A 25,763-nucleotide genomic window follows, 5' to 3' on the forward strand; every position below is an offset into this window, starting at 1 on the left:
GGCCCGTATCCGCCTCGGTGCGATTTCCCGGCCGCCCGGGACGCCGCGGTCAGCCGTAGCGCGGGTGCATCAGCGTCGACGGCGGCAGCCCGTCGATCCGGGCGGCCGACAGCGCCCGCGCGCCGTCGCGCAGCGTGGCGCGGACGGCGGACGGGAGCTGGGGCGCGGGCGCCGCCGCGTCCAGGTCGCGGGCGTGGTGCCCGGCCAGGAGGAAACCCCAATGCCGCGCCCCGGAGCCGGTCGGCCCGGAGCCGGACACCGGGCGGGCGCTCTCACCGCCGCGCCGCCCGGGGACCTCGTACGGCACGGTCGCCAGCCCCGCCGACCGCAGCGTCGACTCGACCGTCCAGAACACCCGGGGCCGCGCCTCGGGCGGCCCGGCGTGCACCGCAAGCCGCCCGCCCGGCGCCAGCAGCCGCGCCACCAGGCCGTAGAACTCCTGGGAGTAGAGCTTCGTCCCGGCGGTCACCCGGGGGTCGGGCAGATCGGAGACGATGACGTCGTACGGGCCGCGGCACCGGCGTCCGCAGCGGGCACTCTCCGCGCGCAGCCGGTCGAAGGCGTCGGCGGTGACGACATGGACGCGCGGGTCGTCCAGGGCGTGGTGGTTGAGGGCGGAGAGCCCGGGGTCGGTACGCGCCAGGTCAATCACGCCCGGGTCGATTTCGACGACGGTCACCGAGCGGACCGCGCGGTGGCGCAGCACCTCGCGGACGGCCAGCCCGTCGCCGCCGCCGAGGACCAGGACGCGGCCGTGCGGACCGTCGGCGACCGCGGGGTGCACCAGGGCCTGGTGGTAAGGGAACTCGTTGTCCGCGCTGACCTCCAGCCGCCCGTCCAGATAGAGCGCGAGCGGCCCGCCGGAACCTTTCCTCCCGTGTCCCGTACCGCCCGCGCGCCCCGCGTCGCCGGTCATCACCACCTCCTGGACGCCGGTCTGCACCACGACCCGGGCGGCGGACCCGTACACCGCGCGGCGGGCGGCGCGTTCGAACGGCGCGACCAGCAGGACGCCCACCGCGAGCAGGACCAGCACCAGCGCGTTGACGGCCAGCAGGCGGCGGCGGGCGCGCGGCGTCAGATCGCGGCGGAAGAGCCACAGCACCAGCGCCCCGCCCGCGACGGCGTTGACCGTGCCGGTGACCAGCGCCCCGGTGAGCTGGCCGAGCACCGGCAGCAGCAGGAACGGGAACGCCAGCCCGCCGACGAGGGCGCCCACGTAGTCGGCGGCGAAGAGATCGGCGACCGCGCCGCCCGCGTCCTGCCGCCGCACCCGCTGGATCAACGTCATCAGCAGCGGCACCTCGGCACCGATCAGCACCCCGATGACCAGCGAGAATCCGACGAGCGCCGGGCGGGACTGGCCGCACCACGCGAAGCAGGCGTACAGCGCCATCGCCGAGCAGCCGCCGACCAGCGCGAGCCCCGCCTCGATCGCGCCGAAGCCGACCGCCGCCCGGCAGCGCAGCTGCTTGGCGAGCAGCGCCCCGATGCCCATCGCGAAGACCATCACCGACAGCACGACGGAGGACTGGGTGACGGAGTCGCCGGTCAAGTAGGAGGCCAGGGCGACCAGTTCGAGTTCGTAGACCAGACCGCAGGCGGCGCAGACGAAGACCGCGGCGAGGACGAGCAGTCGGCCGGGCCCGGACCGCACCGGCAGCCGCGCCGGTCGCATGACCTCCGGTGGCCCGAAGGCGGCGGTTGGGACGGGCTCCTGCGGATCGATCATGAAATGAACGCTACGTGACGGTTCCGTGCGCATTCGTCACCCACAAGAGTGCAGTACGCCTGCTACACCTGGGAGTTGGGTGATTGTGGTGCATAGGGGGCGCTCGTCCGCCGCCGTGCGCGGGGTGGCTCACGCCGGCGCCGTACGCCCGCCCCGCGGTCCCGCGCGCCGGACACCGGGCGGGACCGGGGACGCACCCCGGCCACCCGGCGAACCGCCGCGCGCGACCGCCGGTTTCACACCCCGGCGGGGATGCGTACGCCCACCCTGGTCCGGGTGGTGACCAGGCGCCCCTCCTGGGGGTAGGAGTGCCAGGTACGCCAGCGGACCTCGCCGTGGCGGCGCTGGGCGAGCATCGCGGTGAAGGCGTGTGGTGAGCCGGGGAAGGTCCCGGCCAGACCGTGCGGATGGTCGGAGACCAGCGCGAGCAGTTCCTGGGCGCGCCCGGCGAACGAGCCGCGCGACAGCGTCTCGACATGGGCGGCGAATTCGTACTCCCACTCCCCCAGGCGCTTGGCCACGCCCAGGGGAAGCGGGGTGCTACTGCCCGGCATGCAGGCGACGGTTTCGGAGCACGTGCCGCGCTCCTCTTCCAGCAGCACCTGATGGGAGGCCCCCAGCAGCCTCAACTGCACCTGGGCGTCGCCCAGGTGGAGGTCGAGCTCCGCCAGGGCCGGCAGGGGTCCCCTGCCGAGCGCCCAGGCGAGATCTGATGCACGGGTATCGGTATAGGTAGTTGTCAGGGTCGTGAGCATGGGTTCGGCTCCGCAAGCACGCAGTGGATGGGTGGGCCGGTCCGCCCCGGAGAACGTCGGGGAAATTCTGTGCCGGCTCGCGCCCACGCGGGATCCGAGAACTGGGGGATTCTCACTGAAGAGGGAACCACGAATGCCAGGCGCCCACAGCGGAATTACCCATGTTCGCCGGGTTTCCATCCCACAGAGGGCCCATCAGATCATTTGTTCAACCGCCAAGCACACAAGGGCCCTTCGTCCACCGCACGAGCCGTCGGTACGTGCAGAGGAGGAAGGGCCGTACGGCGGGTGGGGCGAAGGCGGTGGCCACGGTGCGTACGCGGGCCTCCGGACCGTACGCGGCCCGGCGGCCCGGCGGGAAGAGCGGCGCCGCGGCCGTCGTCCGGCGGAGGTCCGGCGCCCCCTGGGGCACTCCCCGGCGCACGCCGGTGCCCCGCGGGGCCGCTCCCGCGCCCCGGCCGGAGCACCCGGTTCGGGAACCGTCTCAGGAGCCGCCGCCACCCCCGCAGGACGAGCCGCCCCCGCCACCACACGACGAGCCGCCGCAGGAGGAGCCACCGCCGCAGCCGTGGTGGCCGTGGTGGCCGTGGTGGCCGCCGCCGGATCCGGAGTCGCCGCCCGCGACCCACCAACTGGAGCCCCCCGATCTCCTCCGGCCGCCGCCGGAACCGCGGGATGCGGCGGAGACCATGCCGATCACCGCCATCACGATCAGCAGGAACAGCACGACACCCATCTGCCTCACACTCCTTCCGCTCCCCCGAGCGAGGCGTCCGGCGCCGGTGTCCCGCGCGCCGGTGATCCTTTCGTGCGGGGCTGATGCCCGGGGTCTTGCTGACGCAAAGCGCAGTTGAGGAAGTCCAGAGGTTCGGCGGAGGATGGCGCGCATGGACCGACCGCTGCTCAACCGCCGCCTGGCCGAATTCGGTACGACGATCTTCGCCGAGATGTCCGCGCTCGCCGTACGGACCGGCGCCATCAACCTCGGGCAGGGCTTTCCCGACACCGACGGCCCGGAGGAGGTCCGCGAGGCTGCGGTGCGCGCCCTGCGGGACGGCCGCGGCAACCAGTACCCGCCCGGCCCCGGCATCCCCGAACTGCGCGCCGCCATCGCCGCCCACCAGGAGCGCTTCTACGGCCACCTCGGCCTGACCTGCGACCCCGACGCCGAGGTCCTGGTCACCACCGGGGCCACCGAGGCCATCGCCGCCTCGTTGCTCGCGCTGCTGGAGCCCGGCGACGAGGTCATCGCGCTGGAGCCGTACTACGACTCGTACGCCGCGTGCATCGCGATGGCCGGGGGCCGGCGCGTCCCGGTGACGCTGCGCCCGCGGCCGGAGTCCGGGACGTACGCCCTCGATCTGGATGAGCTGCGTGACGCGGTCACCGACCGCACCCGTCTCCTTCTTCTCAACTCCCCGCACAACCCCACCGGCACCGTCCTGACCCGCGATGAGCTCGCCGAGATCGCGCGGCTCGCCTGCGAGCGCGATCTGCTGGTCGTCACCGACGAGGTCTACGAGCATCTGGTCTTCGAGGGCGCGCATCTGCCGCTCGCGTCGTTCCCGGGGATGCGGGAGCGGACGGTGACGATCGGCTCGGCGGGGAAGACGTTCTCGTTCACCGGCTGGAAGATCGGCTGGGTCACCGCCGCGCCGGAGCTGGTGGCCGCCGTTCGTTCGGCGAAGCAGTTCCTCACCTTCACCTCGGGCGGGCCGTTCCAGTACGCGCTCGCCGAGGCGCTGGCGCTGCCGGACAGCTATTACGCAGGGTTCCTGAACGACCTGCGGGCCAAGCGCGATCTGCTCGGCGACGGGCTGCGCGCGGCCGGGTTCGAGGTCTACCAGCCGCAGGGCACCTACTTCGTCACCACCGACATCCGGCCGCTGGGCCACACCGACGGCCATGCGTTCTGCCGGGCGCTGCCGGAGCGCGCCGGTGTCGTCGCCATCCCCAACGCCGTCTTCTACGACCACCAGGAGCAGGGCGCGCCCTTCGTCCGCTTCGCGTTCTGCAAGAAGACGGAGGTCCTTCAGGAGGCGGTGGACCGGCTCAAGGGGCTGGCCGCCTGACGGGGTCCGCACGGGGCGGGCCCCGTCAGGGGTGAGGGTCAGCCGGTGACGGTGACCGGCCGGTCCGCGCGGAGTTCGGCGAACAGGCGGCGGGACTTCGCCTTGTCCCAGACGACGACGCTGCCCTTCGAGGTGCCCACGCCGAAGCCGGAGATGGGCACGTTGAGCTGCTTGCCGCGGCCCGAGGACGCGTCCTGCAGCGCCTCGAAGAGGCGGGTCAGCCGGGGCAGCCCGGTGGACGAGTCGACGATCAGGGTGCTCAGGCCCGCACCGGCCGTACCGACGAGGGCGGACGGATTGAGCAGGACATCCCGGGAGGCCGCCTTCGCGGCGAGGGCGGCCAGGAACTTCCGCTGGTTGCGGGAGCGCCCGAGGTCGCCCTGTTTCTCCTGGTGGCGCTGGCGTACGAAGGCGAGCGCCTGACGGCCGGAGAGGGTGTGGCAGCCGCGGGTCAGGTCGAGGCCGGACTTCTCGTCCACGACATGGCGGTCCACGCACATCCGCACCCCGCCGACCGCGTCGACGATGCCGACGAATCCGGCGAATCCGATCTCGGTGTAGTGGTCGAGGCGGAGGCCGGTGTTGGACTCGATGGTGCGGACGAGGAGTTCGGGTCCGCCCAGGGAGAACGCCGCGTTGAGCTTGTTCCGGGCGGCCCGGTGGTGGATGCCGGTCCGCGGGTCGACGTAGGCGGGGATCACCACCCAGGAGTCGCGCGGGAGGCTGGTGATCGTGGTGCCGTGGGCGCCGGTGTGGAGCACCATCATCGAGTCGGTGCGGCGGCCCTCGGCGTCGATACCGGAGCCGGTGTGCAGGTCCTCCGCCTGCCGTGCGGTGAGTCCGGCGCGGCTGTCGGAACCGACGATCAGGTAGTTGGTGCCCTTGCCGGGGGCGGGGCGGCCGGGCAGCGCGGCCAGGTCGACCGTGCTGTCCAGCCGGGAGTCCGCCCAGGCGTAGGCCCCGGCGCCGCCGCCCAGCACCAGGACGAGCAGCACACCGCACGCCCGTACGGCGCGCCCGGCGCGGCTCCGGCGGCGGCGCGACGGGCGGCGCCCGCGCCGGGGCAGCCCGGCGACCGGCGGCGCGTCCGGCAGCACGGCGTCCGCGTCCGCCGGGTCGAGGGGGTGCGGCTCGGGGAGCTCCGCGACCTCACCGTCGTGCGGCGCCAGCGGTTCGGGCGCGTACCCCCCGTGGTCCGGGCCGCGCGGCACCAGGGCGTCGGAGACGTATGCCTCGTGCTCCGGCGCGTACGGCGCCGGTGGCTCCGGCGCGTACACGGCGTGGTCCGGGCCGCGGGGCAGCAGGGCGTCGGGGGCGGCGTAGCCGTTCCGGTCCGGGCCGCGGGGTGGCCAGGCGCCGGAGACGTAGCCGTCGTGCTCGGGTGCGTAGGCCGTCAGCGGTTCGGACGCGTAGCCGTTGTGCTCGGGGCGGTGGGGCGCCACGGGCTGCGGGGCGTACGCGGCCCCGTCCGGGAACGGGCCGGAGCGCAGGGGGGCGGCGGCGTGGCCGTACCTCTGGCCGTACTCCTGGTGCCCCGCGATGTGGGGGTCCGCGGGCCACTGGGCGTATCCGGTGGTGGGGGGCAGGGGAGTCGTGGGAGTGATGGGGTCTGTGGGGGACAGTGGGGTGGTGGGGGGTGTGGGGGGTGTGGGGGGATACAGGGTCGTCACCTCGTAACGGTCAGACTGCGGCGGTCGTGGGGTCCGCCGATGTGCTGGGCCGCCGCGGCGGCCGTACCGGAGCGGTGCATGCGCTGCCACTTCAGCCGGCTGCCGGTCACGAAGGCGACCACCGACTGGAGGACGACGAGGTACATCAGCTGCCGGTAGACCAGCAGTTGGAAGGGGAGGACCCACAGCGGACGCCGGGACTCCCCGTCCAGCCGTAGCGCGTACGCCGCCACGGCGATCTGCACTGCCAGGAACCCGAACCACGTCACGACCGACTTCACCGGGCTGTCGGTGAACAGCACGCTGTAGAGCATGAAGACGTCGATGACGGGTGCGAGCAGAGGCAGCAGTACCTGGAAGAGAAGGAGATACGAGAGCCCGCGGCGCCCGAAGCGACCGGCATGGCCGACCTCCCGGACGGCCCGGCGGTGCTTCCACATCGCCTGGAGGGTGCCGTAGCACCAGCGGTAGCGCTGGCGCCACAGCTGCCGCAGCGAGGTGGGCACCTCGGTCCAGGCGATGGCGTTCTCCTCGTAGACCACCCGCCAGCCGGCCCGCCACAGCGCCATGGTCAGGTCGGTGTCCTCGGCGAGGGTGTCCTCGCTCAGGCCGCCGACGCCCATGAGCGCGTCGATCCGGAACGCGCCGATGGCGCCGGGCACCGTCGGCATGCACTCCAGGACCTCGAACATCCGGCGGTCGAGGTTGAACCCGAAGACGTACTCCAGGTGCTGCCAGCGCCCCAGGAGGCGGGTGCGGTTGCCGACCTTGGTGTTGCCGCTCACCGCGCCGACCGCCGGATGCGCCAGTGGCTGGATCAGGCGCTCGATCGCGTCCGCCTCGAAGACGGTGTCCGCGTCGACCATCACCACGTACGGCGAGCGGGTGTACGCCAGCCCATGGTTGAGGGCGGCCGCCTTGCCGGTGTTGGGCTGGCACAGCACCTGCACCCGCGGGTCGCGCTCCGCGTACCCCTCCGCGATCTCCACGGTGCGGTCGCTCGACCCGTCGTCGATGACGATGATCCGGAGCCGCTGGTGGGTGGAGGCGAGCAGCGAGCGCAGCGTGGTGCCGATGCCCGCCTCCTCGTTGTACGCGGGGACGAGGACGGTCACCGGATCGGTGATCCGGCGCAGCCGGGGCGCGCCGGGCCGCTCCCGCTCCAACCGTCTGACGTGCGCGCGGGCGAAGAGCACCAGCGTGAACAGCCGGATCAGGCCGAGCGCGGCGGCGATCGTCAGCACCCAGGTCAGGGCGGAGACGGAGCTGCGGCCCAGCTGCTGGAACCAGATCAGCGCGGTGCCCGCCCAGCGCTGCGGTGCGCCCGCCTCGGTCATGGCGGGCGCGGCGGCGCCGGTGCCCGCCGAGATCGTGGTGAAGCGGCGGGCGCCCGGGTCGGCGAGCAGCTGCTGGGTCTCGCGGTAGGCGAGGGAGGTCAGGCTGAACTGCCGCACCAGGCCCTGGGCGGGCTTGCGGCCGGAGCGGTCCGCGGCGACCAGCAGATAGCCGTGGCCGGAGGCGCGCTGCGCGGCGGACCACTCGGCGCCGCACAGGGTGGCGACGGTGGTGGTCATCGGCATCCGCAGCAGCTTCGTCCGGAAACCGTCGGCTCCGGCGAACGCGCCCTGGGTGAGCCGGAGTTCGAGGGCGCGTCGTACTCCGGAGGCGTTGCCGAGGTCGGCGCCGGTGTAGGAGTGGGAGCCGATCTCGTGGCCCTCGGCCCGGATCTGCCGGACGAGGTCGGGGTACTGCGCGGCGTCCGCGCCTTCGAGGAAGAAGGTGGCGTGCGCATGATGCTTCTTCAGCAGGGCAAGCAGCCGCGGGGTCCAGTAGGGGTCGGGGCCGCCGTCATAGGTGAGGGCGACGGTACCGGCGGGCATCGAGGTGGAGCGGGCACCGTCGCCGTTGACGGTGAGGACGGGCCCGGCGTCCGCCGCGGCGGCGGGCACCGGGCGGGTGCAGTCCTGTTTGGTCTTGGAGCCATCGACCTCGTTCTCGGTCCAGCCCTGGAAGAGCAGGGCGCCGAAGAGGACGGGCAGGGTCAGGGCGAGGAGAAGCCAGTGCGCCCGGGGATCTCTCGCCTGTTTGTGCCGGGCGGCGCCGTTACCGGTCGCTTTGGAGCGGGCCGCCATCAGCGGCGGACATCGGGACTGTGCGGTTCACCGGCGCCGTCCGATCTGTTCCGGTCCTGCCGCGGCGCCCGTATTCGCCACCTGGTCTCCACTGTCCGTTCACGCATGGCAGGGGAGTGTATCCGGGCCCTACCGGCGAGTTGGAGATCCGGTTCCCGCCATGGTGAGAGGGTCGTTCCGGAACGGGCACCCGCTCCCATACGGCGGGAAAAGCGGGCGTTCGGCGCCTGCCGGACACGCCGCGGGCCCCCGGAACGGAAGCGGACGCTGTTGGTTAATTCGGGGGCCTGATCACTTCGCTCCGCCGAGCTGTTGCTCGGCGGAGCGAAGTGCTGCGAAGTGGCTGGTGCGGGTGTGGGCTCGGGGTGTGTCGGTGAGGTGGGCATCGATGCGGGCGAGGTTGATCGCGGCGCCGGTGAGCTGGTGCTGCAGGGCGGTCTTTGCGAGGCCGCGGTAGCGGGATCTGCGCAGGCCGCAACGCTGGACGGCCTGGGAGATGGCGCCCTCGACGCCGGCGCGGGTTTTGTAGCGCTCCTTCCAGGTGTCGGTGTCCTGGTCGGCGCGGGCCTGACGGAGGGCTTCATGTTCCTCGCGGGGGCCGCAGGGTCAGCCGCCGGCCGACGCTGGAGGTGGTGCACTGCTCGCGGACCGGGCAGGGCTGGCAGTCGCTCTTGTTGAAGCGCACCCGGATCACGGGGGTGCCCTCGGACGAGCGGTCGGGATTCCAGCGGGTCGTAGTCCTGCCTCCGGGGCAGGTGACCTGCTCGCTTTCCCAGTCGATGGTGAAATCGTCGCCGGTGAATCCGCCGCCCGCGGCGGTCTGAGGGCTGACGGCCAGGGCGGCTGGGCCGGTGAGCGTGAGGCCGTACTGGCGGCGGGCGTGAACGAGCACGTGGGCGTCGACGTATCCGGCGTCGACCAGGTGTTCGTCGGGCAGACGGCCCGCTTCGGCGAGCCGGGCATGCACGGGTTCGGTCATCGACACGTCGGGCACCGTCGCGTCGGTGGTGGCCACGTTCGTGATCAGGTTCGGGGCGTCCTCTTCGCAGGTCTCGGTGAGGTGGACCTTGTATCCGGCCCAGGCGGTGTCCCGCTTGACGCTGTTGCGTGCCTCAATGTCGTAGGGGTTGACCAGGCAGGTTGCGCCCGGCGGTCGGTCTTTTGGGTCCCGCCGCCTCACCTCGCCCTCAGCCTGGTGGAAGTTCTGCACCCACATCTGGCGCAGGTGCTCCACCTGCCCAAGCGTCCGCAGCTCTTGCGGTGCCTGCCGGGACCAGACGGCCTGAAGCAGCCGTGTCCCGTCCCGGCCGATCCGCAGTCCCATCTCGTCCCGCGTGGTGCGGGCCTTGGGGAACCGGGAGTCCTCGGCCCTGGTGGCGTAGTGCTTGAACCAGTCCGGCTCGGCGACCTCGACCAGCCAGTCGGGGGCGGCCTGAGGCCAGCGCGTTCAACGCCGACCGTAATGTCTCTGCGACCCGCTCCAGCCAGACAACATCCCGGGCTGCCGTCAGCACGTGGGTGGAGTCGGTCCTCGCCCGGACCGCCTCCGCTGCCTGCCGGTCGGTGAGCCCCTCCACGAACTGCAACACCAGCACGAGCGCCAACCGCCCCGGTGACCAGGCAGGCTTCCCCCGCGCCGGGAACAGGTCCGCGAACTCCTCGTCACGGAACAACGGCCCTAATGCGTCCCTGACCCGGATCGCCAGGCTGCCCTTGGGGAACGCGGCCCGCGCCACCCTCACCGTCTCCGCCGGGACCTCGCTCGGCCCGCTCGGCTGCATCGACACCCGCACCCACCCCACACGACAACGTCGGCCTTCAAGACCACAACCGGGTCTTGAAGGCCGACGTCACGCGAGCCCCCGAATTAACCAACAGCGTCCGGAAGCGTTCCGGGGGCCCGCGGCGGACGTCCGCGGGAGGGTCAGCCCTCGTCGTCCGGCTTGTCGTCGCCGGACTCGTCGATCTCGGACTCCAGGCCGAGCTGCTCGACGATCCACTTGTCGAACTCGATGGAGGCACGGACCCAGCTGACCGTGCTCGACACGAAGTGCTCAAGCGCGACACCCGTGCCGACCAGCATCGACGCCTCACCGATCAGCCGGACGGTGCCGTCGTCGTGGGTGTGGGTGTACGCCTTGGGCCACAGGGTGCGGCGGTTCCAGTCGTCGATCGCCTCCAGCAGCTTGGCCTTGTCGTCCAGGCCGTGCGGGCGGTCGTAGAAGGTGCGGACGGAGAAGATCTGCTGCTCCTCCTCGCCGCGGAACATGAAGTACGTACGGAACTGCTCCCACGGGGCGGCGAGGTCGCCTTCCTCGTCGATGACGTACTTCAGCTCCATCTGGTCGAGGAGCTGCTTGACCAGATCCTGGTCAGGCACGACGGGACCCTCAGGCCCGGTCGGCTGCTGTTCGGGCTGGCCCCCGAAATTCGGAATCGAGGACGGGTCGATGCTCACCGTGGAATTCCCTTCGTATGGTCTGCGCCATCCTCCACCATGCCCGCCCCGTCCTGGCAACCCCGGACGGGGCGGAGCGTGGCGCGTCAGGCGGCGGCGCGGGCGGACGTCACGGCGAGGTGATCGCCGTCGACGTCCACGCGGACGGTGTCGCCGTCCAGTACGTCGCCCGCCAGGATGGCACGCGCCAGCTGATCGCCGATGGCGGTCTGCACCAGGCGGCGCAGCGGCCGGGCACCGTACGAGAGGTCCGGCGCCGGGGCGTCCACCACCGGCTCCTGGCCGAGCCAGGCGAGCCAGGTCAGGGCCGCGTCACTGATGTCGAGGGTAAGGCGGCGGTCGGCGAGGCGCTTCTGGAGGTGGTCGATCTGGATCCGGGCGATCCGCTGGAGCTGGTCGGTGCCCAGCGGGTGGAAGACGACGAGGTCGTCGAGGCGGTTGAGGAACTCCGGCCGGAAGGACGCCCGGACGGTCTCCAGCACCTTCTCCTTCTTCTGTTCCTCCTTGAGCAGCGGGTCCATGAGGAAGTTCGAGCCGAGGTTGGAGGTGAGGATGAGGATGGTGTTGCGGAAGTCGACGGTGCGGCCCTGGCCGTCGGTGAGGCGGCCGTCGTCGAGGACCTGGAGCAGCACGTCGAAGACCTCGTGGTGGGCCTTCTCCACCTCGTCCAGCAGGACGACGCTGTACGGGCGGCGGCGGATCGCCTCGGTCAGCTGGCCGCCCTCCTCGTAGCCGACGTAGCCGGGGGGCGCGCCGACGAGGCGGGCGACGGAGTGCTTCTCGCCGTACTCCGACATGTCGATGCGGACCATGGCCCGCTCGTCGTCGAAGAGGAAGTCGGCGAGCGCCTTCGCCAGCTCGGTCTTGCCGACGCCGGTGGGGCCGAGGAAGAGGAACGAGCCGGTGGGCCGGTCCGGGTCGGCGATCCCGGCGCGGGTGCGGCGCACCGCGTCGGAGACGGCGCGCACCGCCTCGCCCTGGCCGATCAGCCGCTTGCCCAGCTCGTCCTCCATGCGCAGCAGCTTCTGCGTCTCGCCTTCGAGGAGGCGGCCGGCGGGGATGCCGGTCCAGGCGCCGACGACATCGGCGATGTCGTCCGGGCCGACCTCCTCCTTCACCATCGACTCGGCGGACGCCTCCTGCTCCGCCTCGGCGGCCGCGGCCGCCTCCAGCTCCTGCTCCAGCTTCGGGATCTCGCCGTAGAGCAGCTTGGAGGCGGTGTCGAAGTCGCCGTCGCGCTGGGCGCGCTCGGCCTGTCCGCGCAGGTCGTCGAGGCGTTCCTTCAGCTCGCCGACGCGGTTGAGACTCTGCTTCTCCTTCTCCCAGCGGGCGGTCAGCCCGCGCAGCTCCTCCTCCTTGTCGGCGAGGTCGCGGCGCAGCTTCTCCAGCCGCGCCACGGAACCGGCGTCGGTCTCGTTCCGCAGCGCCAGCTCCTCCATCTTCAGCCGGTCCACGGACCGCTGGAGTTCGTCGATCTCGACGGGCGAGGAGTCGATCTCCATCCGGAGCCGGGACGCGGCCTCGTCGACGAGGTCGATGGCCTTGTCGGGCAGGAAGCGGGAGGTGATGTAGCGGTCGGAGAGGGTGGCGGCGGCGACCAGCGCGGAGTCGGCGATGGCGACCTTGTGGTGCGCCTCGTAGCGTCCCTTGAGACCGCGCAGGATCGCGACGGTGTCCTCGACGGTCGGCTCGGCGACCAGCACCTGCTGGAAGCGGCGCTCCAGCGCCGGGTCCTTCTCGATCCGCTCACGGTACTCGTCGAGGGTGGTCGCGCCGACCATCCGCAGTTCGCCGCGGGCCAGCATCGGCTTGAGCATGTTGCCCGCGTCCATGGCGGAGTCGCCGCCCGCGCCCGCGCCGACGACGGTGTGCAGCTCGTCGATGAAGGTGATGATCTGGCCGTCGCTGGACTTGATCTCCGCGAGGACGGTCTTCAGCCGCTCCTCGAACTCGCCGCGGTACTTCGCGCCCGCGACCATCGCCCCCAGGTCGAGCGCGACCAGCCGCTTGTTCCGCAGCGACTCGGGCACATCGCCCTTGACGATGCGCTGGGCCAGCCCCTCGACGACGGCGGTCTTGCCGACGCCGGGCTCGCCGATCAGCACCGGGTTGTTCTTCGTCCGGCGGGAGAGGACCTGCACCACGCGGCGGATCTCGTGGTCCCGGCCGATGACCGGGTCGAGCTTGCCCTCACGCGCCGCCGCGGTGAAGTCCGTACCGAACTTCTCCAGCGCCTTGTACGTGCCCTCCGGGTCGGCGTTGGTGACCCGGCGATCGCCCCGGGACTCCTCGAACGCGGCGAGCAGCTTCTTGGCGGACGCGCCCTGTTCGTCGAGCAGCGCGCCGGTGGCGCCGCCCTTGGCCGCGATGCCGATGAGCAGATGCTCGGTGGAGACATAGGCATCGCCCAGCTCCTTGGCACGCCGGGCGGCGTCCGCGAGGACGGCCAGCAGCTCGCGGTCGGGCTGCGGCGGTGCGACCGTCGACCCCTGCACGCTGGGCAGCGCGGCGAGGCGCCGCTCGGCGCCGCCCCGCAGCACGGCGGCGTCCGCGCCGACGGCGGCCAGCAGGTCGATGATGTTCGCGTTGCTGTCGGCCGGTCCGGCCAGCAGCGCGAGCAGCAGATGGGCGGACGTCATGTCCGCGTGCCCGGCGGTGATCGCCCGCTCGTTGGCGGCGCTCAGCGCCTCCCGGCTCTTGTTGGTCAGCTCGGCGTCCACGGTCGCGGGGTCCTCCTCATGCTCGGCGTTCTCGTCCTGTACTGCCGGTCCGCCCGACGGCGGGCGCGTACGGCACTTCCGTACATGCTCTGGTCGACGTCCAGTAAATTGAGTCTACTTCACTCAAGGGGGGAGTTGAGTGGAGTCGGCTCAAGATTGGGGAAAGGGCGGGGGCGGATCGGGGGCGCGGCAACTCGGTGCCGAGCCTGCCGCCGTCGCCCTTGATGCCGAGCCTGCCGCGTGACCGGGGCGGCCGCTCCGGCGGGCGCGCACGCCGCCACACCTGCGGGTGAACGGCGGGCATATGCCAACGCCACTCGCCGCCCACGGTCAACACTGGCCTGGAACGCAATGGAGGTGCAGCGTGACGGCTATGGCATACGAGCCGACGGCGACCGACCAGCAGACCCTCCTGGACTTCTTCCTCGGCATGGACAACCCCCACGGGTTCCGGGCCGAGTTCATCGAGGGGGAGATTGTTGTGTCACCGCCGACCGACGGGGATCACGAGGACTACCTGAGCACGCTGGTCCGGCAGCTCATCCGGTCCTCGGCGACCGAGATGGACGTATCAGGGAACAAGGGCCTGGTCCTGCCGAGCGGAGGGCGGTGCACCAGGAATCACGTCATCCCCGACGCCACGGTTGCACCGCGCCGCCTCCGCCGCTTCCGGGGCGCCGAACCCTGGATGCCACCGGACGGCATCGCCCTGGTCGCCGAGGTGACGGGCACGAAGCCGAAAAACCGCATCGCCGAACGCCACTGCTACGCCCGCGGCGCCCTCCCCCTTTACCTCCTCGTCGACCGCGAGACCTCCATGGTCACGCTGTTCAGCGAGCCCGAGGGGGACGACTACCGCGAGTCCCACTCCGTCGCCTTCGGCAAGCCGCTGCCGCTGCCCGCGCCGTTCTCGTTCACGCTGGAGACCGGCGACTTCCTCTGAGCCGGCTGCCACCAGGGGCCGGGCCGCCCGTACGGGGCCCGGCCCCTCGCCGTACGCGGAACAGGCGGCCCGGCGCCCCGTCGTTACGCTTCCCCCATGGCTCACGATCTCGCCGCCCTCAGCCCCACCTACCTCGCCTTCTGGGACGAGCACGTCATGTCGACGCTGACCACGCTGCGGGCCGACGGCTCCCCGCACGTCGTGCCGGTCGGCGTGACGTACGACGCGGAGCAGCGGATCGCGCGGATCATCACGCGCGGCGGCAGCACCAAGGCGCGGAACGTGCTGGCCGCCGGGGCGGACGGTGCGCGGGCCGCGGTCTGCCAGGTCGCGGGGCGGCGCTGGGCGACGCTGGAGGGGATCGCCCGGGTGCGGACGGACGCGGCGGCGGTCGCGGACGCCGAACGCCGGTACGCCGCGCGCTACGGCCGGACGCCGACGCCCAACCCGGAGCGGGTGGCGATCGAGATCGCCGTGACCCGGGCGCTCGGCCGGGCCTGAGCCCCCGGAGCACGGGTGCGCGGCGGGTGAACGCACCGATACCGCGGGCGCCGTCCGCCGGTATCGTCGCCCGCACACCGACCACGCCCGGAGGGCACGATGAACCCGGTCCGCGCCACCGCCCTCGCCTGTCTGATGCCGCTGTCCGAGCTGGGCGACGAGCCCTTCCTCGTCGACGACCGCGGTCAGCACGCCATGTGCGAGCGGTGGGCGGCGGACCGCGGCTACGACCTCACCTGCCGGCTGAGCCTGCACCGGCTGCCCGCCGGGCACCCCACGCTCTGGCGCGAGGTGGAACGCGGCCTGGTCGATGTCTTCGTGGCGCCGCACCGCCGGGCGCTGGAGCACGCCGTGGACGACGCCGACGCGTTCGCCGCGCGCTGCGCCGCCGCCGGGGTCCGCCTGGCCACCGCCGACCTCGCCGAACCGGTCTACGACCGCGCACTGACCTCGGACGTCCACCGCCGCCTGTCGATGCCGACGGCGGGGTACAGCGGGCATTGAGCCGCCGGAGGCCGGGCGACCGCACCCCACGAGGACGCGCCGAGGCCGGTCCCCGCACCCGCCTTGCACCGCACCGCCCCGGACATGCGAAAGGGCCGGGTCGCCCCGGCCCTCTCCGCTGTTACCGACGCTCTCCGGCGGTCACTCGCCCCGCTTGGGGCGCCACACCACCAGCGCGCTGGTCTGCTGGACATCCTGATACGGCACCAGATCGCGGCGGTAGGACGCGTGCACCGCGGCCTCCCGCTGCTGCATCGCGCTGGCCGCGCCCTCCAGGGCGCCCTGGAGTTCGGCGACCCGCTGCTGGAGGGCCGTGACCTGGTTCTCCAGCTCGATGATGCGCTTGATACCGGCGAGGTTGATGCCCTCGTCCTGGGACAACTGCTGCACCGTGCGGAGCAGTTCGATGTCCCGGGCGGAGTACCGGCGGCCCCGCCCGGCCGTGCGGTCGGGCGAGACCAGGCCAAGCCGGTCGTACTGACGCAGGGTCTGCGGATGCAGGCCGGAGAGCTGAGCCGCGACGGAGATGACGTACACCGGAGAATCTTCGGTCAGTTCGTACGGGTTCCGACGATGTCCGCCCCGGCTGTCCATCTCATGCTCCCTTCGCGGCCTGGAACAGCTCCGCTCGCGGATCCTGATCCGCGGTCGCCTCGCGATAGGACTCCAGCGACTCCTTCGCCTTGTCGCCGAGGCCCTTGGGAACGATCACCTCGACGGTGACCAGCAGGTCACCCCGGGTGCCGTCCTTACGCGTCGAGCCCTTGCCCCGCGCCCGCATGGTGCGGCCGTTGGGCGTTCCCGGCGCGATCTTGAGCGTGACCGGCGGGCCGCCCAGCGTCGGCACCCGCACCTCGCCGCCGAGCGCCGCCTCCGGGAAGGTGACCGGCACCGTGACGGTGAGGTTGTCGCCCTTGCGGCCGAAGACCGGGTGCGGCTGGACGTGCACCACGACGTAGAGATCGCCCGCCGGACCGCCGTGCTCGCCGGGCGTGCCCTTGCCGCGCAGCCGGATGCGCTGCCCGTCGGAGACGCCCGCCGGGATGCGGACCTGCATCGTCCGGGCGCTGGTCGCCCGGCCGCTGCCCTTGCAGACCTCGCAGGGGTTCTCCGCGATCAGGCCGCGGCCCTTGCAGTCGGCGCACGGATCGGTGAGCGAGAAGCCGCCGCCCGCGCCCCGGCTGACCTGGCCGGTGCCCACGCAGGTCGGGCAGACCCGCGGGGTGCCGTTCGTGTCGCCGGTGCCCGAGCACGCCTTGCACGGCTCCTTGCTGGACATCCGCAGCGGGACCGTGGCCCCGTCCACCGCCTCGGTGAAGCTGAGCGTCACCTCGGACTCGATGTCGTGCCCCCGCCGCGGCTGGGTACGGGTACCCGTCGCGCCGCCGCGGTTGAACAGGCCGCCGAAGACGTCCCCGAGGCCCCCGCCGAAGCCGCCGCCGCTCCCCTGCTGCCCCTGCGTGCCCCCGAAGAGGTCACCGAGGTCGAAGTTGAAGCTGCCGCCGCCCCCGCCGGGGCCGGGGCGGAAGCCGCCGTTGCCGAACAGCGCCCGCGCCTCGTCGTACTCCTTGCGGCGCTTGGGGTCGCCGAGGATGTCGTTCGCCTCGGAGATCTCCTTGAAGCGCGCCTCGGCGCCGGAGTCACCGGTGTTGGCGTCCGGGTGGTTCTCCCGGGCGAGCTTGCGGTACGCCTTCTTGATCTCGGCGTCGGTGGCGTCCTTCGGGACGCCGAGGACCTTGTAGTAGTCCTTCTCGACGAAGTCCTTCGTGCTCATCCCCGACGTCCCTCCTTCCGCGTCTTCTTCTCTGCCGTCCGCACGTCAGCCCTCGTCCGGGCCACCGTTTTCCTCGTCCGAAGCCTTGGCACCGTCCTCGGATGCGGACTTGCCGCCCTGGGCGCCCGGCTGCGGCTCGGCGACGGCGACCCGCGCGGGGCGGATCGTTCGCTCACCGATGCGATACCCGGGCTGCAGGACGGCCACGCACGTGGTCTCCGTGACGTCCGGTGCGTACGAGTGCATCAGGGCTTCGTGGATCGTCGGGTCGAAGGGCTCGCCCTCCTTGCCGAACTGCTGGAGGCCCAGCTTGGCGACCACGGTCTCCAGCGATTCGGCCACCGACTTGAAGCCGCCGACCAGCTCGCCGTGATCGCGGGCGCGGCCCACGTCGTCGAGGACCGGAAGCAGCTCGGACAGGAGGTTCGCCGCGGCGATCTCCTTGACCGCGACGCGGTCCCGCTCGACCCGGCGCCGGTAGTTCTGGTACTCCGCCTGAAGCCGCTGGAGGTCCGCGGTGCGCTCGGTGAGCGCCGAACGGGCCTGGTCCAGCTGCGCGGTGAGCGCGACGTCCTGCGCGCCCTGCTTGTCGTCCCCGGCCGGGGCCGAGCCCGCCTTGTCGGCGGACTCGGCTCGCGCCGCGTCGTCAGCGTTGCCTGCGGACTCGGCGCCGGAGACGTCGGGCTTCTCCTCGAAGCCCGGGGTCTCCTCCGTCACGCCGCACCGTCCTTCTTGGGCTTCTCGTCGTCGACGATCTCGGCGTCCACGACGTCGTCCTCGGCCTTGGCCTGGCCCGCACCGGCACCCGCGGCACCGGCGTCGGCGCCCGCGGCCTGGGCGTCGGCGTACATGGCCTGGCCCAGCTTCTGCGAGACGGCGGCGACCTTCTCGGTGGCGGTACGGATCTCGGCCGTGTTGTCGCCCTCGGCGGACTCGCCCTTGAGCTTCTCCTTCAGCTCACCGACGGCGGCCTCAACCTCGGTCTTCACCTCGGCGGGGACCTTCTCCTCGTTGTCCTTGAGGAACTTCTCCGTCTGGTAGACGAGCTGCTCGCCCTGGTTACGGGTCTCGGCGGCCTCGCGGCGCTTGTGGTCCTCGTCCGCGTAGCGCTCGGCCTCCTCACGCATGCGGTCGACCTCGTCCTTCGGCAGCGAGGAGCCGCCGGTGACGGTCATCTTCTGCTCCTTGCCCGTGCCCAGGTCCTTGGCGGTCACGTGCATGATGCCGTTGGCGTCGATGTCGAAGGAGACCTCGATCTGCGGGACACCGCGCGGGGCCGGCGGCAGACCCGTCAGCTCGAACATCCCGAGCTTCTTGTTGTACGCCGCGATCTCGCGCTCGCCCTGGTAGACCTGGATCTGCACGGACGGCTGGTTGTCCTCGGCCGTCGTGAAGATCTCGGAGCGCTTCGTCGGAATCGTGGTGTTCCGCTCGATGAGCTTGGTCATGATGCCGCCCTTGGTCTCGATACCGAGGGACAGCGGGGTGACGTCGAGGAGCAGAACGTCCTTGACCTCGCCCTTGAGGACACCGGCCTGGAGGGTGGCGCCCATGGCGACGACCTCGTCCGGGTTGACGCCCTTGTTGGCGTCCTTGCCGCCGGTCAGCTCCTTGACGAGCTCGGCGACGGCCGGCATACGGGTCGAACCGCCGACCAGGACCACGTGGTCGATCTCGGACAGCGAGATGCCGGCGTCCTTGATCACGTTGTGGAACGGGGTCTTGCAGCGGTCGAGGAGGTCCGCGGTCAGCTGCTGGAACTGCGAGCGCGTGAGCTTCTCGTCCAGGTGCAGCGGGCCCTCGGCGGAGGCGGTGATGTAGGGAAGGTTGATCGTCGTCTCGGTGGAGGACGACAGCTCGATCTTCGCCTTCTCGGCGGCCTCGCGCAGACGCTGGAGCGCCATCTTGTCCTTGGACAGGTCGACGCCGTGGCCGTTCTGGAACTGCTTGACCAGGTGGTCGACGACGCGCTGGTCCCAGTCGTCACCACCGAGGTGGTTGTCACCGTTGGTGGCCTTCACCTCGACGACGCCGTCGCCGATCTCCAGCAGCGAGACGTCGAAGGTGCCGCCACCGAGGTCGAAGACCAGAATGGTCTGGTCGTCCTTCTCCAGGCCGTAGGCGAGGGCGGCCGCGGTGGGCTCGTTGACGATGCGCAGGACGTTCAGACCCGCGATCTCACCGGCCTCCTTGGTGGCCTGACGCTCGGAGTCGTTGAAGTAGGCGGGGACGGTGATGACCGCGTCCACCACCTTCTCGCCCAGGTACGCCTCGGCGTCACGCTTGAGCTTCTGCAGGATGAAGGCGCTCATCTGCTGCGAGTTGAAGCCCTTGCCGTCGATGTCGACCTTCCAGTCAGTGCCCATGTGGCGCTTGACCGACCGGATGGTCCTGTCGACGTTGGTGACCGCCTGACGCTTCGCGACCTCGCCGACCAGCACCTCGCCGTTCTTGGCGAAGGCGACGACGGACGGCGTGGTCCTGGCGCCCTCGGCGTTGGTGATGACGGTGGGCTCACCGCCTTCGAGAACACTGACGACGGAGTTCGTCGTGCCCAGGTCGATGCCGACCGCACGTGCCATGTCGATTCCTCCAGCTGACTTGAGTGGAACGGACTCAAGCATGCATGACGCCCCGGAAACCTGTCAACAGAGTTGAGTCGTGACCGCTCAAGTTTTATACCGGCCTTATCCTCAGCGCCGTGATCAAGAGGGGCGCGCCGGGGCGCCGCCCCCGTCCGGTACGCGTACGCCGCCCTCGCGCGGGGGTGCCCGCGCGACGCAGATCACCGGCCGGGCGGCTTCATGGGGCCCGGGATACTGGGTAACCTCAGCGCAGACCCGAAAAGTTACTGCTTAGTAGTCGCAGTAGTCCCCGCTCTCGCAGGCCCGAGGAGCCATCAATGCAACTCGCCGCGATCATCGTGTCGCTGGTCCTAATCGCGGTCGGCGTCGCGCTGTTCGGCCGTGCCATCGCACAGATCTACCGCTTCGTACGGCTCGGCCAGAACGTCCCCGCCGGCTCCCGGACCGACGACCCGAAGCAGCGCACCCTCACCGTGGTCAAGGAGTTCCTCGGCCACACCCGCATGAACCGCTGGGGCGTCGTCGGCGTGGCCCACTGGTTCGTGGCGGTGGGCTTCTTCTCGCTGCTGCTGACGATCGTCAACGCCATCGGCCAGCTCTTCAAGGCCGACTGGCTCCTGCCGGTCATCGGCGACTGGGCCCCGTACAACGTCTTCGTCGAGTTCATCGGCACGATGACGGTGCTCGGCATCCTCGTGCTGATCGTGATCCGTCAGCTGAGCAAGCCGGGGAAGCCGGGGCGTAAGTCCCGCTTCGCGGGCTCCAACTTCGGCCAGGCGTACTTCGTCGAGGCGGTCATCCTCATCGTCGGCGTCTGCATCTTCATGCTGCACGCGCTGGAGGGCGCCCAGCACCACGTCGACGGCTACGAGGCGTCGTTCTTGCTCTCGTACCCGGTCGCCAGCTGGCTGGAGGGGATGGACGTCGCGACGCTCCAGAACCTCACCTACTTCTTCGCCGGGCTGAAGATCGCGACGTCCTTCATCTGGATGATCACCGTCGCGCTCAAGACCGACATGGGCGTCGCCTGGCACCGCTTCCTCGCCTTCCCCAACATCTGGTTCAAGCGCGAGGCGGACGGCGATGTCACGCTCGGCGCGCTCCAGCCGATGACCAGCGAGGGCAAGGAGATCGACTTCGAGGACCCGGGCGAGGACGACCAGTTCGGCGTCTCGCAGATCGAGCACTTCTCCTGGAAGGGCCTGCTCGACTTCTCCACCTGCACCGAGTGCGGTCGCTGCCAGTCGCAGTGCCCCGCCTGGAACACCGGTAAGCCGCTCTCCCCGAAGCTGCTGATCATGGCGCTGCGCGACCATGCGCACGCCAAGGCGCCGTATCTGCTCGCCGGGGGCGGTAAGGACGCCGAGGGCGCGGAGAAGGCGACCGCCGAGCAGCTGGCGGACGTCCCGGCGGCGGCGCTGGCCGAGGCCGAGCGCCCGCTGATCGGCACCCTCGAAGAGGGCGGCGTCATCGACCCGGACGTCCTGTGGTCCTGCACCACCTGCGGCGCCTGCGTCGAACAGTGCCCGGTCGACATCGAGCACATCGACCACATCGTCGACATGCGCCGCTACCAGGTCATGATCGAGTCCAGCTTCCCCAGCGAGGCGGGCACGATGCTCAAGAACCTGGAGAAGAAGGGCAACCCCTGGGGCCTGGCCAAGAAGCAGCGCCTCGCGTGGACGAAGGAGGTCGACTTCGAGGTCCCGGTCGTCGGCAAGGACGTCGAGGACCTGACCGAGGTCGACTACCTCTACTGGGTCGGCTGCGCCGGTGCCCTGGAGGACCGCGCGAAGAAGACCACCAAGGCGTTCGCCGAGCTGCTGCACATCGCGGGCGTGAACTTCGCGATCATGGGTGGCGACGAGAAGTGCACCGGTGACTCCCCGCGCCGCCTGGGCAACGAATTCCTCTTCCAGCAGCTCGGCGCGGAGAACGTCGCGACGCTGAACGCCGCGTTCGGCGAGGATGACGAGGACCCGGAGACCAAGAAGCCGAAGTCCTCGAAGAAGATCGTCGCGACCTGCCCGCACTGCTTCAACACGATCGCCAACGAGTACCCGCAGCTCGGCGGCGAGTACGAGGTCATCCACCACACCCAGCTGCTCCAGCACCTCGTCGACGAGGGCAAACTGGTGCCGGTCACGCCCGTCGAGGGCCTGATCACGTACCACGACCCCTGCTACCTCGGCCGTCACAACAAGGTCTACACACCGCCGCGCGAGATCATCGCCAAGGTGCCGGGCCTGCGGAACGAGGAGATGCACCGCCACAAGGAGCGCGGCTTCTGCTGCGGCGCCGGCGGCGCCCGCATGTGGATGGAGGAGCGCATCGGCAAGCGCATCAACAACGAGCGCGTCGACGAGGCGCTGTCCCTCAACCCCGACATCGTCTCGACCGCCTGCCCGTTCTGCCTCGTCATGCTGACCGACTCGGTCAACGGCAAGAAGAACGACGGCAAGGCGAAGGAGTCGATCCAGGTCGTGGACGTGGCGCAGCTGCTCCTCGACTCCGTCAGGACGCCCGCCGACCCGGCCGACGACGCCCCGGCGGAGGACGCGCCGGAGCCGGAACCGGCCAAGTGATTCCGTGACCCGGGTGCTCCGGACGGCCCCGTAGGGGCAGGATCCGCCGCCGACGGCCGGTCCGTATCGATGTCGCGATGACGATGTCGACGCGGACCGGCCGTCGCCGTCTCCGGGGCCGGGCGGCGCGCCGCGTCCGGGGGGGGGCGCGCGGCGTCCGGGGCCGGGGCCGGGCGGCGCGTCCGGGGCGGGGCGGCGCGCCCCGGATGTCGCGCGCCGCCGTCTCCGGGCTCCCCCTACGGCGCCCGTCCGCCGCGGCCCCGGGCAGAAATCCACGCGACGTCCGCCCCGCCGTCCGGCACGATGACGGCCATGACCTCAGCCCCGGCACCCGACGCGCGCCCCGGCGGCGGCGCCGCCCCCGCGGACACCGACGCCGCCGACGGCGTCCGCATCCGCCGCGCCACCACGGCGGACGCCCCCGCCATCGCCCGTGTCCACCGCGAGTCCCGGCGGGTCACCATGCCCTACCTCCCGCCGCAGCGGCACGACCTCGACGGCGTCATCACCTGGATCCGCGACCATCTGCTGCCCGGCTGCACCACCTGGGTGGCCGAACGCGGCACCGACGTCATCGGCTACGCCGCCGTCCGCGACGACGTGCTCGAAGACCTCTACCTCCACCCGGACGAGCTGCGCCGCGGCCTCGGCACCCGGCTCCTCGCAGCGGCCCTCGCCCACCGTCCGGACGGCCTCACCCTGCACGTCTTCGAGGCCAACACCGGCGCCCGCGCCTTCTACGCCCGCCACGGCTTCACCACCGTCGCCAGCGGCTCCGACAACATGGAGGGCCTGCCCGAGCTGACCCTCCACCGGGGACCGGCCCCGGCCCCGTAGGGGCGAGGCCCCGCATCCCCTAGGAGCCATGGCCGGTTTGCGCAGGTAGCGGTGTCCGGTTCCCCCTAGGGGATGTCACAGCTCGGCAGCAAACGCCCCCCGCCGTCCCCGGGCCGCAACGGGGCCGGTGCGGAGCAGGTACGTTCGAGGACGTGGCTGGATTCAGGATGGGTAGCGGACAAGATCCCCGCGCCGCGCAGGACAGGCAGCAGCAGGGGCAGCAGGCGCCGTACGGGCAGGGCCCCTACGGGCAGCAGCCCCCGCCCCCGCACGGCCAGTGGCAGCAGCCGCAGCCCGGGCAGTACGGAGGCGGGCCGGGCGCCACGCAGCCGGACCGCCCCGGCGAGCCGGAGTACTTCGGCGACGGCGGCTACCAGCAGGGGCACGCCCCCTACTCCACCGCCGACGCCCCCGGCCACACCCAGCAGTTCAGCCTCGGCGACGCCCCGGACGCGTACGGGCAGCAGCCCTACGGTGACGACGGGCAGTACGACGACGGCGTCTACCGGGCCGGGCAGAACACCGCGCCGTCCGGTCCCCGGCTGCACTGGAAGCAGCTGCTGCCCGGGATCGTGCTGCGGCCGGTGCCGACGTTCTGGCAGATGCGCGACCACCAGGTCTGGGCGCCCGCGCTGATCGTCTCGTTCCTCTACGGGCTGCTCGCCGTCTTCGGCTTCGACAAGGCGCGCGAGGACGTCCTCAACGCCACGCTGTCGCAGAGCATCCCGTGGGTGCTGATCACCGCCGTGATGTTCATCGTCGGCGGGCTGATCCTCGGCGCGGTCACCCACACCCTCGCCCGCCAGCTCGGCGGCGACGGCGCCTGGGCGCCCACCATCGGCCTGTCGATGCTGATCACGGCCCTCACGGACGCGCCCCGGCTGTTGTTCGCGATGTTCCTCGGCGGCGACAGCCCGCTCGTGACGGTCCTGGGCTGGCTGACCTGGCTGGCCTCCGGTTTCCTGCTGACGCAGATGGTCAGCAAGTCGCACGACCTGCCGTGGCCCAAGGCACTGGGCGCCTCCGCGATCCAGCTGGTCGCCCTGCTCGCCCTGGTCAAGCTCGGCACGCTCTGACCGTACGGCGGGCCCGTGCATGCCGGTGCCGTTCATTCCAAAATTTTGGAATGCCGCACGCGCTGACCGTATGGCGGCCCCGTGCCTGTTTCACGTGAAACAGGCGCCGCGGCCCCGCCCCGCAACGGACCGAAGGGCCCCGCTCCGGATTTCTCCCGGAGGCGGGGCCCTTCGCCGTACGGGCCCGTCGCTCAGCCGCGGGTGAACCGCTGCGCCGCCGACCCGTCGCAGGTCTCCAGCCGCAGCGGGTCCTTGGCCGCCTGCAGCGTCAGACAGAGCGACGCGGCGGACGCCGGGCGGTAGGTGCCGCCGTCGCCCTCGGTGAAGCGCTGGTTCTCCGCCCCGGAGCAGTTCCGGACCACGAGCGCGGTGCCCGGCTCGTAGCGGCCGCCGGGCACGTCCAGGCAGCGGTGATGGGTCAGTTCGGTGTGCAGCGAGCGCTCCCCGAAGTCGTACCACCAGCCCTGGTTGCGCTGCCCGAGGCAGTCCCAGCCGCCGACCGCGGTGCCGTTGGCGGAGGCGCCGCCGGTGACGTCCGCGCAGGTGCCGGTGGCCGCGTTGCGCAGCGGCCGGAACGCGTCGTCCCAGGCGCCCGGGTAGAGCTGCGGCTTCCCGGTGCTCGCCGGATCGGCGCAGGACGCCTCGCGCAGCCCGCTGTCGTAGAACTGCGTCAGGCAGGCGGCGAAGGCGGCGTGGCCCTTCGCGTTCGGGTGAAAGGACTGCCGCACCGAGTTGGCGTCCGGCGGGAACGGGTTCGACACGTCCACGTACAGGCCGCGCGCCCAGGCGTCCTCCATGCAGACCTCGTGGCCGTGGAAGAGCCGCGAGGTGTCGAGGTACGCCGCGCCCGCGCCGTTCGCCGCCTTCCGCACCCCGCGCTCGAACGCCGGGACCGCGGTGTTCCGCCCCCACGCGGAGTCGGAGGTGTAGCCGGTGCAGCCGCCCGGGATCTTGCCGGGGAAGTCCGGGTTGTCGGTGACGTCCGGCCCGATCGGGCTCGGGTACGACATGAGCACGAGACGGTAGTCGCCGTCGCCGTACCCGGCGCCGCGCATCACGGTCCGCAGGTCCCCGACGGTCCGCTCGACCTTCGGCACCAGCCCGTCGACCCGCGCCTGCCAGCCCGGCTGGCACTTCGGCTCACAGGTCCCCTGGAGCGTGAACCACCGCGTCACGCAGTCCGTCATCGCACCGCAGCCGGCGCAGGAGTCGCCAAGACTTGAGCGTGGCAACGGCTTGTTCGCCGAGGGCTCGAATCTTCGCGTGGGACCGGTTGACGGCCTGCTGGCCTGCTGGCCTGCTGGCCTGCGGCGAGCCTTTGCCACCGGCCACGGTAGGGGACACGGATCGTGCCGCCAGTGCCCTGGCAGCCCTTGTCGGCCCAGCAGGCGATGCCCGCCTCGGCGAGAGCGTGCACCG

Annotated in this window: 18 protein-coding genes and 3 pseudogenes; 7 read left to right on the forward strand and 14 right to left on the reverse strand. The window is 71.6% G+C overall.

Annotated features, from left to right (window positions below):
- Positions 1-49: 49 nt before the first annotated feature.
- The 3 genes from OG422_RS14185 to OG422_RS14195 form a co-directional block, all read right to left on the reverse strand.
- Positions 50-1,732 (reverse strand): polyamine aminopropyltransferase, encoded by a 1,683-nt coding sequence (locus tag OG422_RS14185; RefSeq protein ID WP_405743135.1) that lies wholly within the window; start codon positions 1,730-1,732, stop codon positions 50-52.
- Positions 1,733-1,968: 236 nt separating this feature from the next.
- Entirely contained in the window at positions 1,969-2,487 is a 519-nt protein-coding gene (locus OG422_RS14190; RefSeq protein ID WP_405743137.1) for a DUF2617 family protein, read from the reverse strand.
- Between the two features lie 484 nt (positions 2,488-2,971).
- On the reverse strand, positions 2,972-3,223 hold the full coding sequence (locus OG422_RS14195) for a hypothetical protein (RefSeq protein ID WP_405743139.1): 252 nt from the start codon (positions 3,221-3,223) through the stop codon (positions 2,972-2,974).
- Between the two features lie 151 nt (positions 3,224-3,374).
- Here OG422_RS14195 and OG422_RS14200 point away from each other — a divergent pair, with 151 nt between their 5' ends.
- Positions 3,375-4,559, forward strand: a complete 1,185-nt coding sequence (locus tag OG422_RS14200) for a pyridoxal phosphate-dependent aminotransferase (protein ID WP_405743141.1) — start codon at positions 3,375-3,377, stop codon at positions 4,557-4,559.
- Between the two features lie 38 nt (positions 4,560-4,597).
- Here OG422_RS14200 and OG422_RS14205 read toward each other — a convergent pair whose 3' ends face one another.
- The 5 genes and pseudogenes from OG422_RS14205 to clpB form a co-directional block, all read right to left on the reverse strand.
- On the reverse strand, positions 4,598-6,229 hold the full coding sequence (locus tag OG422_RS14205; protein ID WP_405743143.1) for an LCP family protein: 1,632 nt from the start codon (positions 6,227-6,229) through the stop codon (positions 4,598-4,600).
- Positions 6,226-8,361 carry a glycosyltransferase gene (locus tag OG422_RS14210; RefSeq protein WP_405743145.1) on the reverse strand — a complete coding sequence of 712 codons (2,136 nt, stop codon included), beginning with the start codon at positions 8,359-8,361 and terminating at the stop codon, positions 6,226-6,228. Before OG422_RS14210 ends, OG422_RS14205 begins: the two co-directional genes overlap by 4 nt.
- A 291-nt stretch (positions 8,362-8,652) precedes the next feature.
- Positions 8,653-10,148: pseudogene (locus OG422_RS14215) on the reverse strand (transposase).
- A gap of 137 nt (positions 10,149-10,285) precedes the next feature.
- The gene (locus tag OG422_RS14220) at positions 10,286-10,819 is read right to left on the reverse strand and encodes a YbjN domain-containing protein (protein WP_143942526.1); all 534 of its coding nucleotides are present in this window, start codon (positions 10,817-10,819) and stop codon (positions 10,286-10,288) included.
- An 86-nt stretch (positions 10,820-10,905) separates the two neighbouring features.
- On the reverse strand, positions 10,906-13,539 hold the full coding sequence (clpB, locus tag OG422_RS14225) for an ATP-dependent chaperone ClpB (RefSeq protein WP_143942525.1): 2,634 nt from the start codon (positions 13,537-13,539) through the stop codon (positions 10,906-10,908).
- A 373-nt stretch (positions 13,540-13,912) separates the two neighbouring features.
- Between clpB and OG422_RS14230 the strand changes: the two genes are divergently transcribed.
- The 3 genes from OG422_RS14230 to OG422_RS14240 all read left to right on the forward strand — a co-directional run bounded on the left by OG422_RS14230 (position 13,913) and on the right by OG422_RS14240 (position 15,487).
- Entirely contained in the window at positions 13,913-14,482 is a 570-nt protein-coding gene (locus tag OG422_RS14230) for a Uma2 family endonuclease (protein WP_405747785.1), read from the forward strand.
- Between the two features lie 96 nt (positions 14,483-14,578).
- Positions 14,579-14,983: a TIGR03618 family F420-dependent PPOX class oxidoreductase gene (locus OG422_RS14235; protein ID WP_405743148.1), complete on the forward strand. Its 405-nt coding sequence runs from the start codon at positions 14,579-14,581 to the stop codon at positions 14,981-14,983.
- 99 nt (positions 14,984-15,082) lie between these two features.
- Complete coding sequence (locus tag OG422_RS14240; protein ID WP_405743150.1) at positions 15,083-15,487, forward strand: hypothetical protein; 405 nt, start codon at positions 15,083-15,085, stop codon at positions 15,485-15,487.
- A gap of 141 nt (positions 15,488-15,628) precedes the next feature.
- On the opposite strand, the gene OG422_RS14245 is transcribed toward OG422_RS14240, so the two are convergent.
- From OG422_RS14245 to dnaK, 4 genes are read right to left on the reverse strand one after another with little or no spacing between them, the layout of a single operon-like run.
- Complete coding sequence (locus OG422_RS14245) at positions 15,629-16,081, reverse strand: heat shock protein transcriptional repressor HspR (RefSeq protein WP_143942522.1); 453 nt, start codon at positions 16,079-16,081, stop codon at positions 15,629-15,631.
- 1 nt (position 16,082) lies between these two features.
- The gene (dnaJ, locus tag OG422_RS14250) at positions 16,083-17,261 is read right to left on the reverse strand and encodes a molecular chaperone DnaJ (protein WP_143942521.1); all 1,179 of its coding nucleotides are present in this window, start codon (positions 17,259-17,261) and stop codon (positions 16,083-16,085) included.
- A 45-nt stretch (positions 17,262-17,306) separates the two neighbouring features.
- Entirely contained in the window at positions 17,307-17,978 is a 672-nt protein-coding gene (gene grpE / locus OG422_RS14255) for a nucleotide exchange factor GrpE (protein WP_143942520.1), read from the reverse strand.
- Positions 17,975-19,843, reverse strand: coding sequence for a molecular chaperone DnaK (gene dnaK, locus OG422_RS14260; RefSeq protein ID WP_143942519.1), 1,869 nt, complete (start codon positions 19,841-19,843; stop codon positions 17,975-17,977). Before dnaK ends, grpE begins: the two co-directional genes overlap by 4 nt.
- Before the next feature lie 320 nt (positions 19,844-20,163).
- Here dnaK and OG422_RS14265 point away from each other — a divergent pair, with 320 nt between their 5' ends.
- The 3 genes from OG422_RS14265 to OG422_RS14275 all read left to right on the forward strand — a co-directional run bounded on the left by OG422_RS14265 (position 20,164) and on the right by OG422_RS14275 (position 24,344).
- Positions 20,164-22,431 (forward strand): heterodisulfide reductase-related iron-sulfur binding cluster, encoded by a 2,268-nt coding sequence (locus tag OG422_RS14265; RefSeq protein WP_405743153.1) that lies wholly within the window; start codon positions 20,164-20,166, stop codon positions 22,429-22,431.
- Positions 22,432-22,743: 312 nt separating this feature from the next.
- On the forward strand, positions 22,744-23,268 hold the full coding sequence (locus OG422_RS14270; protein WP_405743155.1) for a GNAT family N-acetyltransferase: 525 nt from the start codon (positions 22,744-22,746) through the stop codon (positions 23,266-23,268).
- A 167-nt stretch (positions 23,269-23,435) separates the two neighbouring features.
- The gene (locus tag OG422_RS14275; RefSeq protein ID WP_143940866.1) at positions 23,436-24,344 is read left to right on the forward strand and encodes a Yip1 family protein; all 909 of its coding nucleotides are present in this window, start codon (positions 23,436-23,438) and stop codon (positions 24,342-24,344) included.
- 191 nt (positions 24,345-24,535) lie between these two features.
- On the opposite strand, the pseudogene OG422_RS14280 reads toward OG422_RS14275, so the two are convergent.
- Together OG422_RS14280 and OG422_RS14285 are read right to left on the reverse strand one after the other, a co-directional pair.
- Positions 24,536-25,531, reverse strand: a pseudogene (locus OG422_RS14280) (ricin-type beta-trefoil lectin domain protein); the annotation flags it as partial.
- Positions 25,485-25,761: pseudogene (locus tag OG422_RS14285) on the reverse strand (transposase family protein); the annotation flags it as partial. The pseudogenes OG422_RS14280 and OG422_RS14285, both read right to left, overlap by 47 nt.
- Positions 25,762-25,763: the final 2 nt, after the last annotated feature.

The organism is Streptomyces sp. NBC_01525, assembly GCF_045040405.1.
Lineage (GTDB): Bacteria > Actinomycetota > Actinomycetes > Streptomycetales > Streptomycetaceae > Streptomyces > Streptomyces benahoarensis.

Excerpts from the sequence above, each read along its gene's own strand:
- OG422_RS14185 (WP_405743135.1), bottom strand. The coding sequence starts at position 1,732 with ATGATCGATCCGCAGGAGCCCGTCCCAACCGCCGCCTTCGGGCCACCG.
- OG422_RS14190 (WP_405743137.1), bottom strand. The coding sequence starts at position 2,487 with ATGCTCACGACCCTGACAACTACCTATACCGATACCCGTGCATCAGAT.
- OG422_RS14195 (WP_405743139.1), bottom strand. The coding sequence starts at position 3,223 with ATGGGTGTCGTGCTGTTCCTGCTGATCGTGATGGCGGTGATCGGCATG.
- OG422_RS14200 (WP_405743141.1), top strand. The coding sequence starts at position 3,375 with ATGGACCGACCGCTGCTCAACCGCCGCCTGGCCGAATTCGGTACGACG.
- OG422_RS14210 (WP_405743145.1), bottom strand. The coding sequence starts at position 8,361 with ATGGCGGCCCGCTCCAAAGCGACCGGTAACGGCGCCGCCCGGCACAAA.
- OG422_RS14230 (WP_405747785.1), top strand. The coding sequence starts at position 13,913 with ATGGCATACGAGCCGACGGCGACCGACCAGCAGACCCTCCTGGACTTC.
- OG422_RS14235 (WP_405743148.1), top strand. The coding sequence starts at position 14,579 with ATGGCTCACGATCTCGCCGCCCTCAGCCCCACCTACCTCGCCTTCTGG.
- OG422_RS14240 (WP_405743150.1), top strand. The coding sequence starts at position 15,083 with ATGAACCCGGTCCGCGCCACCGCCCTCGCCTGTCTGATGCCGCTGTCC.
- OG422_RS14245 (WP_143942522.1), bottom strand. The coding sequence starts at position 16,081 with ATGGACAGCCGGGGCGGACATCGTCGGAACCCGTACGAACTGACCGAA.
- dnaJ (WP_143942521.1), bottom strand. The coding sequence starts at position 17,261 with ATGAGCACGAAGGACTTCGTCGAGAAGGACTACTACAAGGTCCTCGGC.
- dnaK (WP_143942519.1), bottom strand. The coding sequence starts at position 19,843 with ATGGCACGTGCGGTCGGCATCGACCTGGGCACGACGAACTCCGTCGTC.
- OG422_RS14265 (WP_405743153.1), top strand. The coding sequence starts at position 20,164 with ATGCAACTCGCCGCGATCATCGTGTCGCTGGTCCTAATCGCGGTCGGC.
- OG422_RS14270 (WP_405743155.1), top strand. The coding sequence starts at position 22,744 with ATGACCTCAGCCCCGGCACCCGACGCGCGCCCCGGCGGCGGCGCCGCC.
- OG422_RS14275 (WP_143940866.1), top strand. The coding sequence starts at position 23,436 with ATGGGTAGCGGACAAGATCCCCGCGCCGCGCAGGACAGGCAGCAGCAG.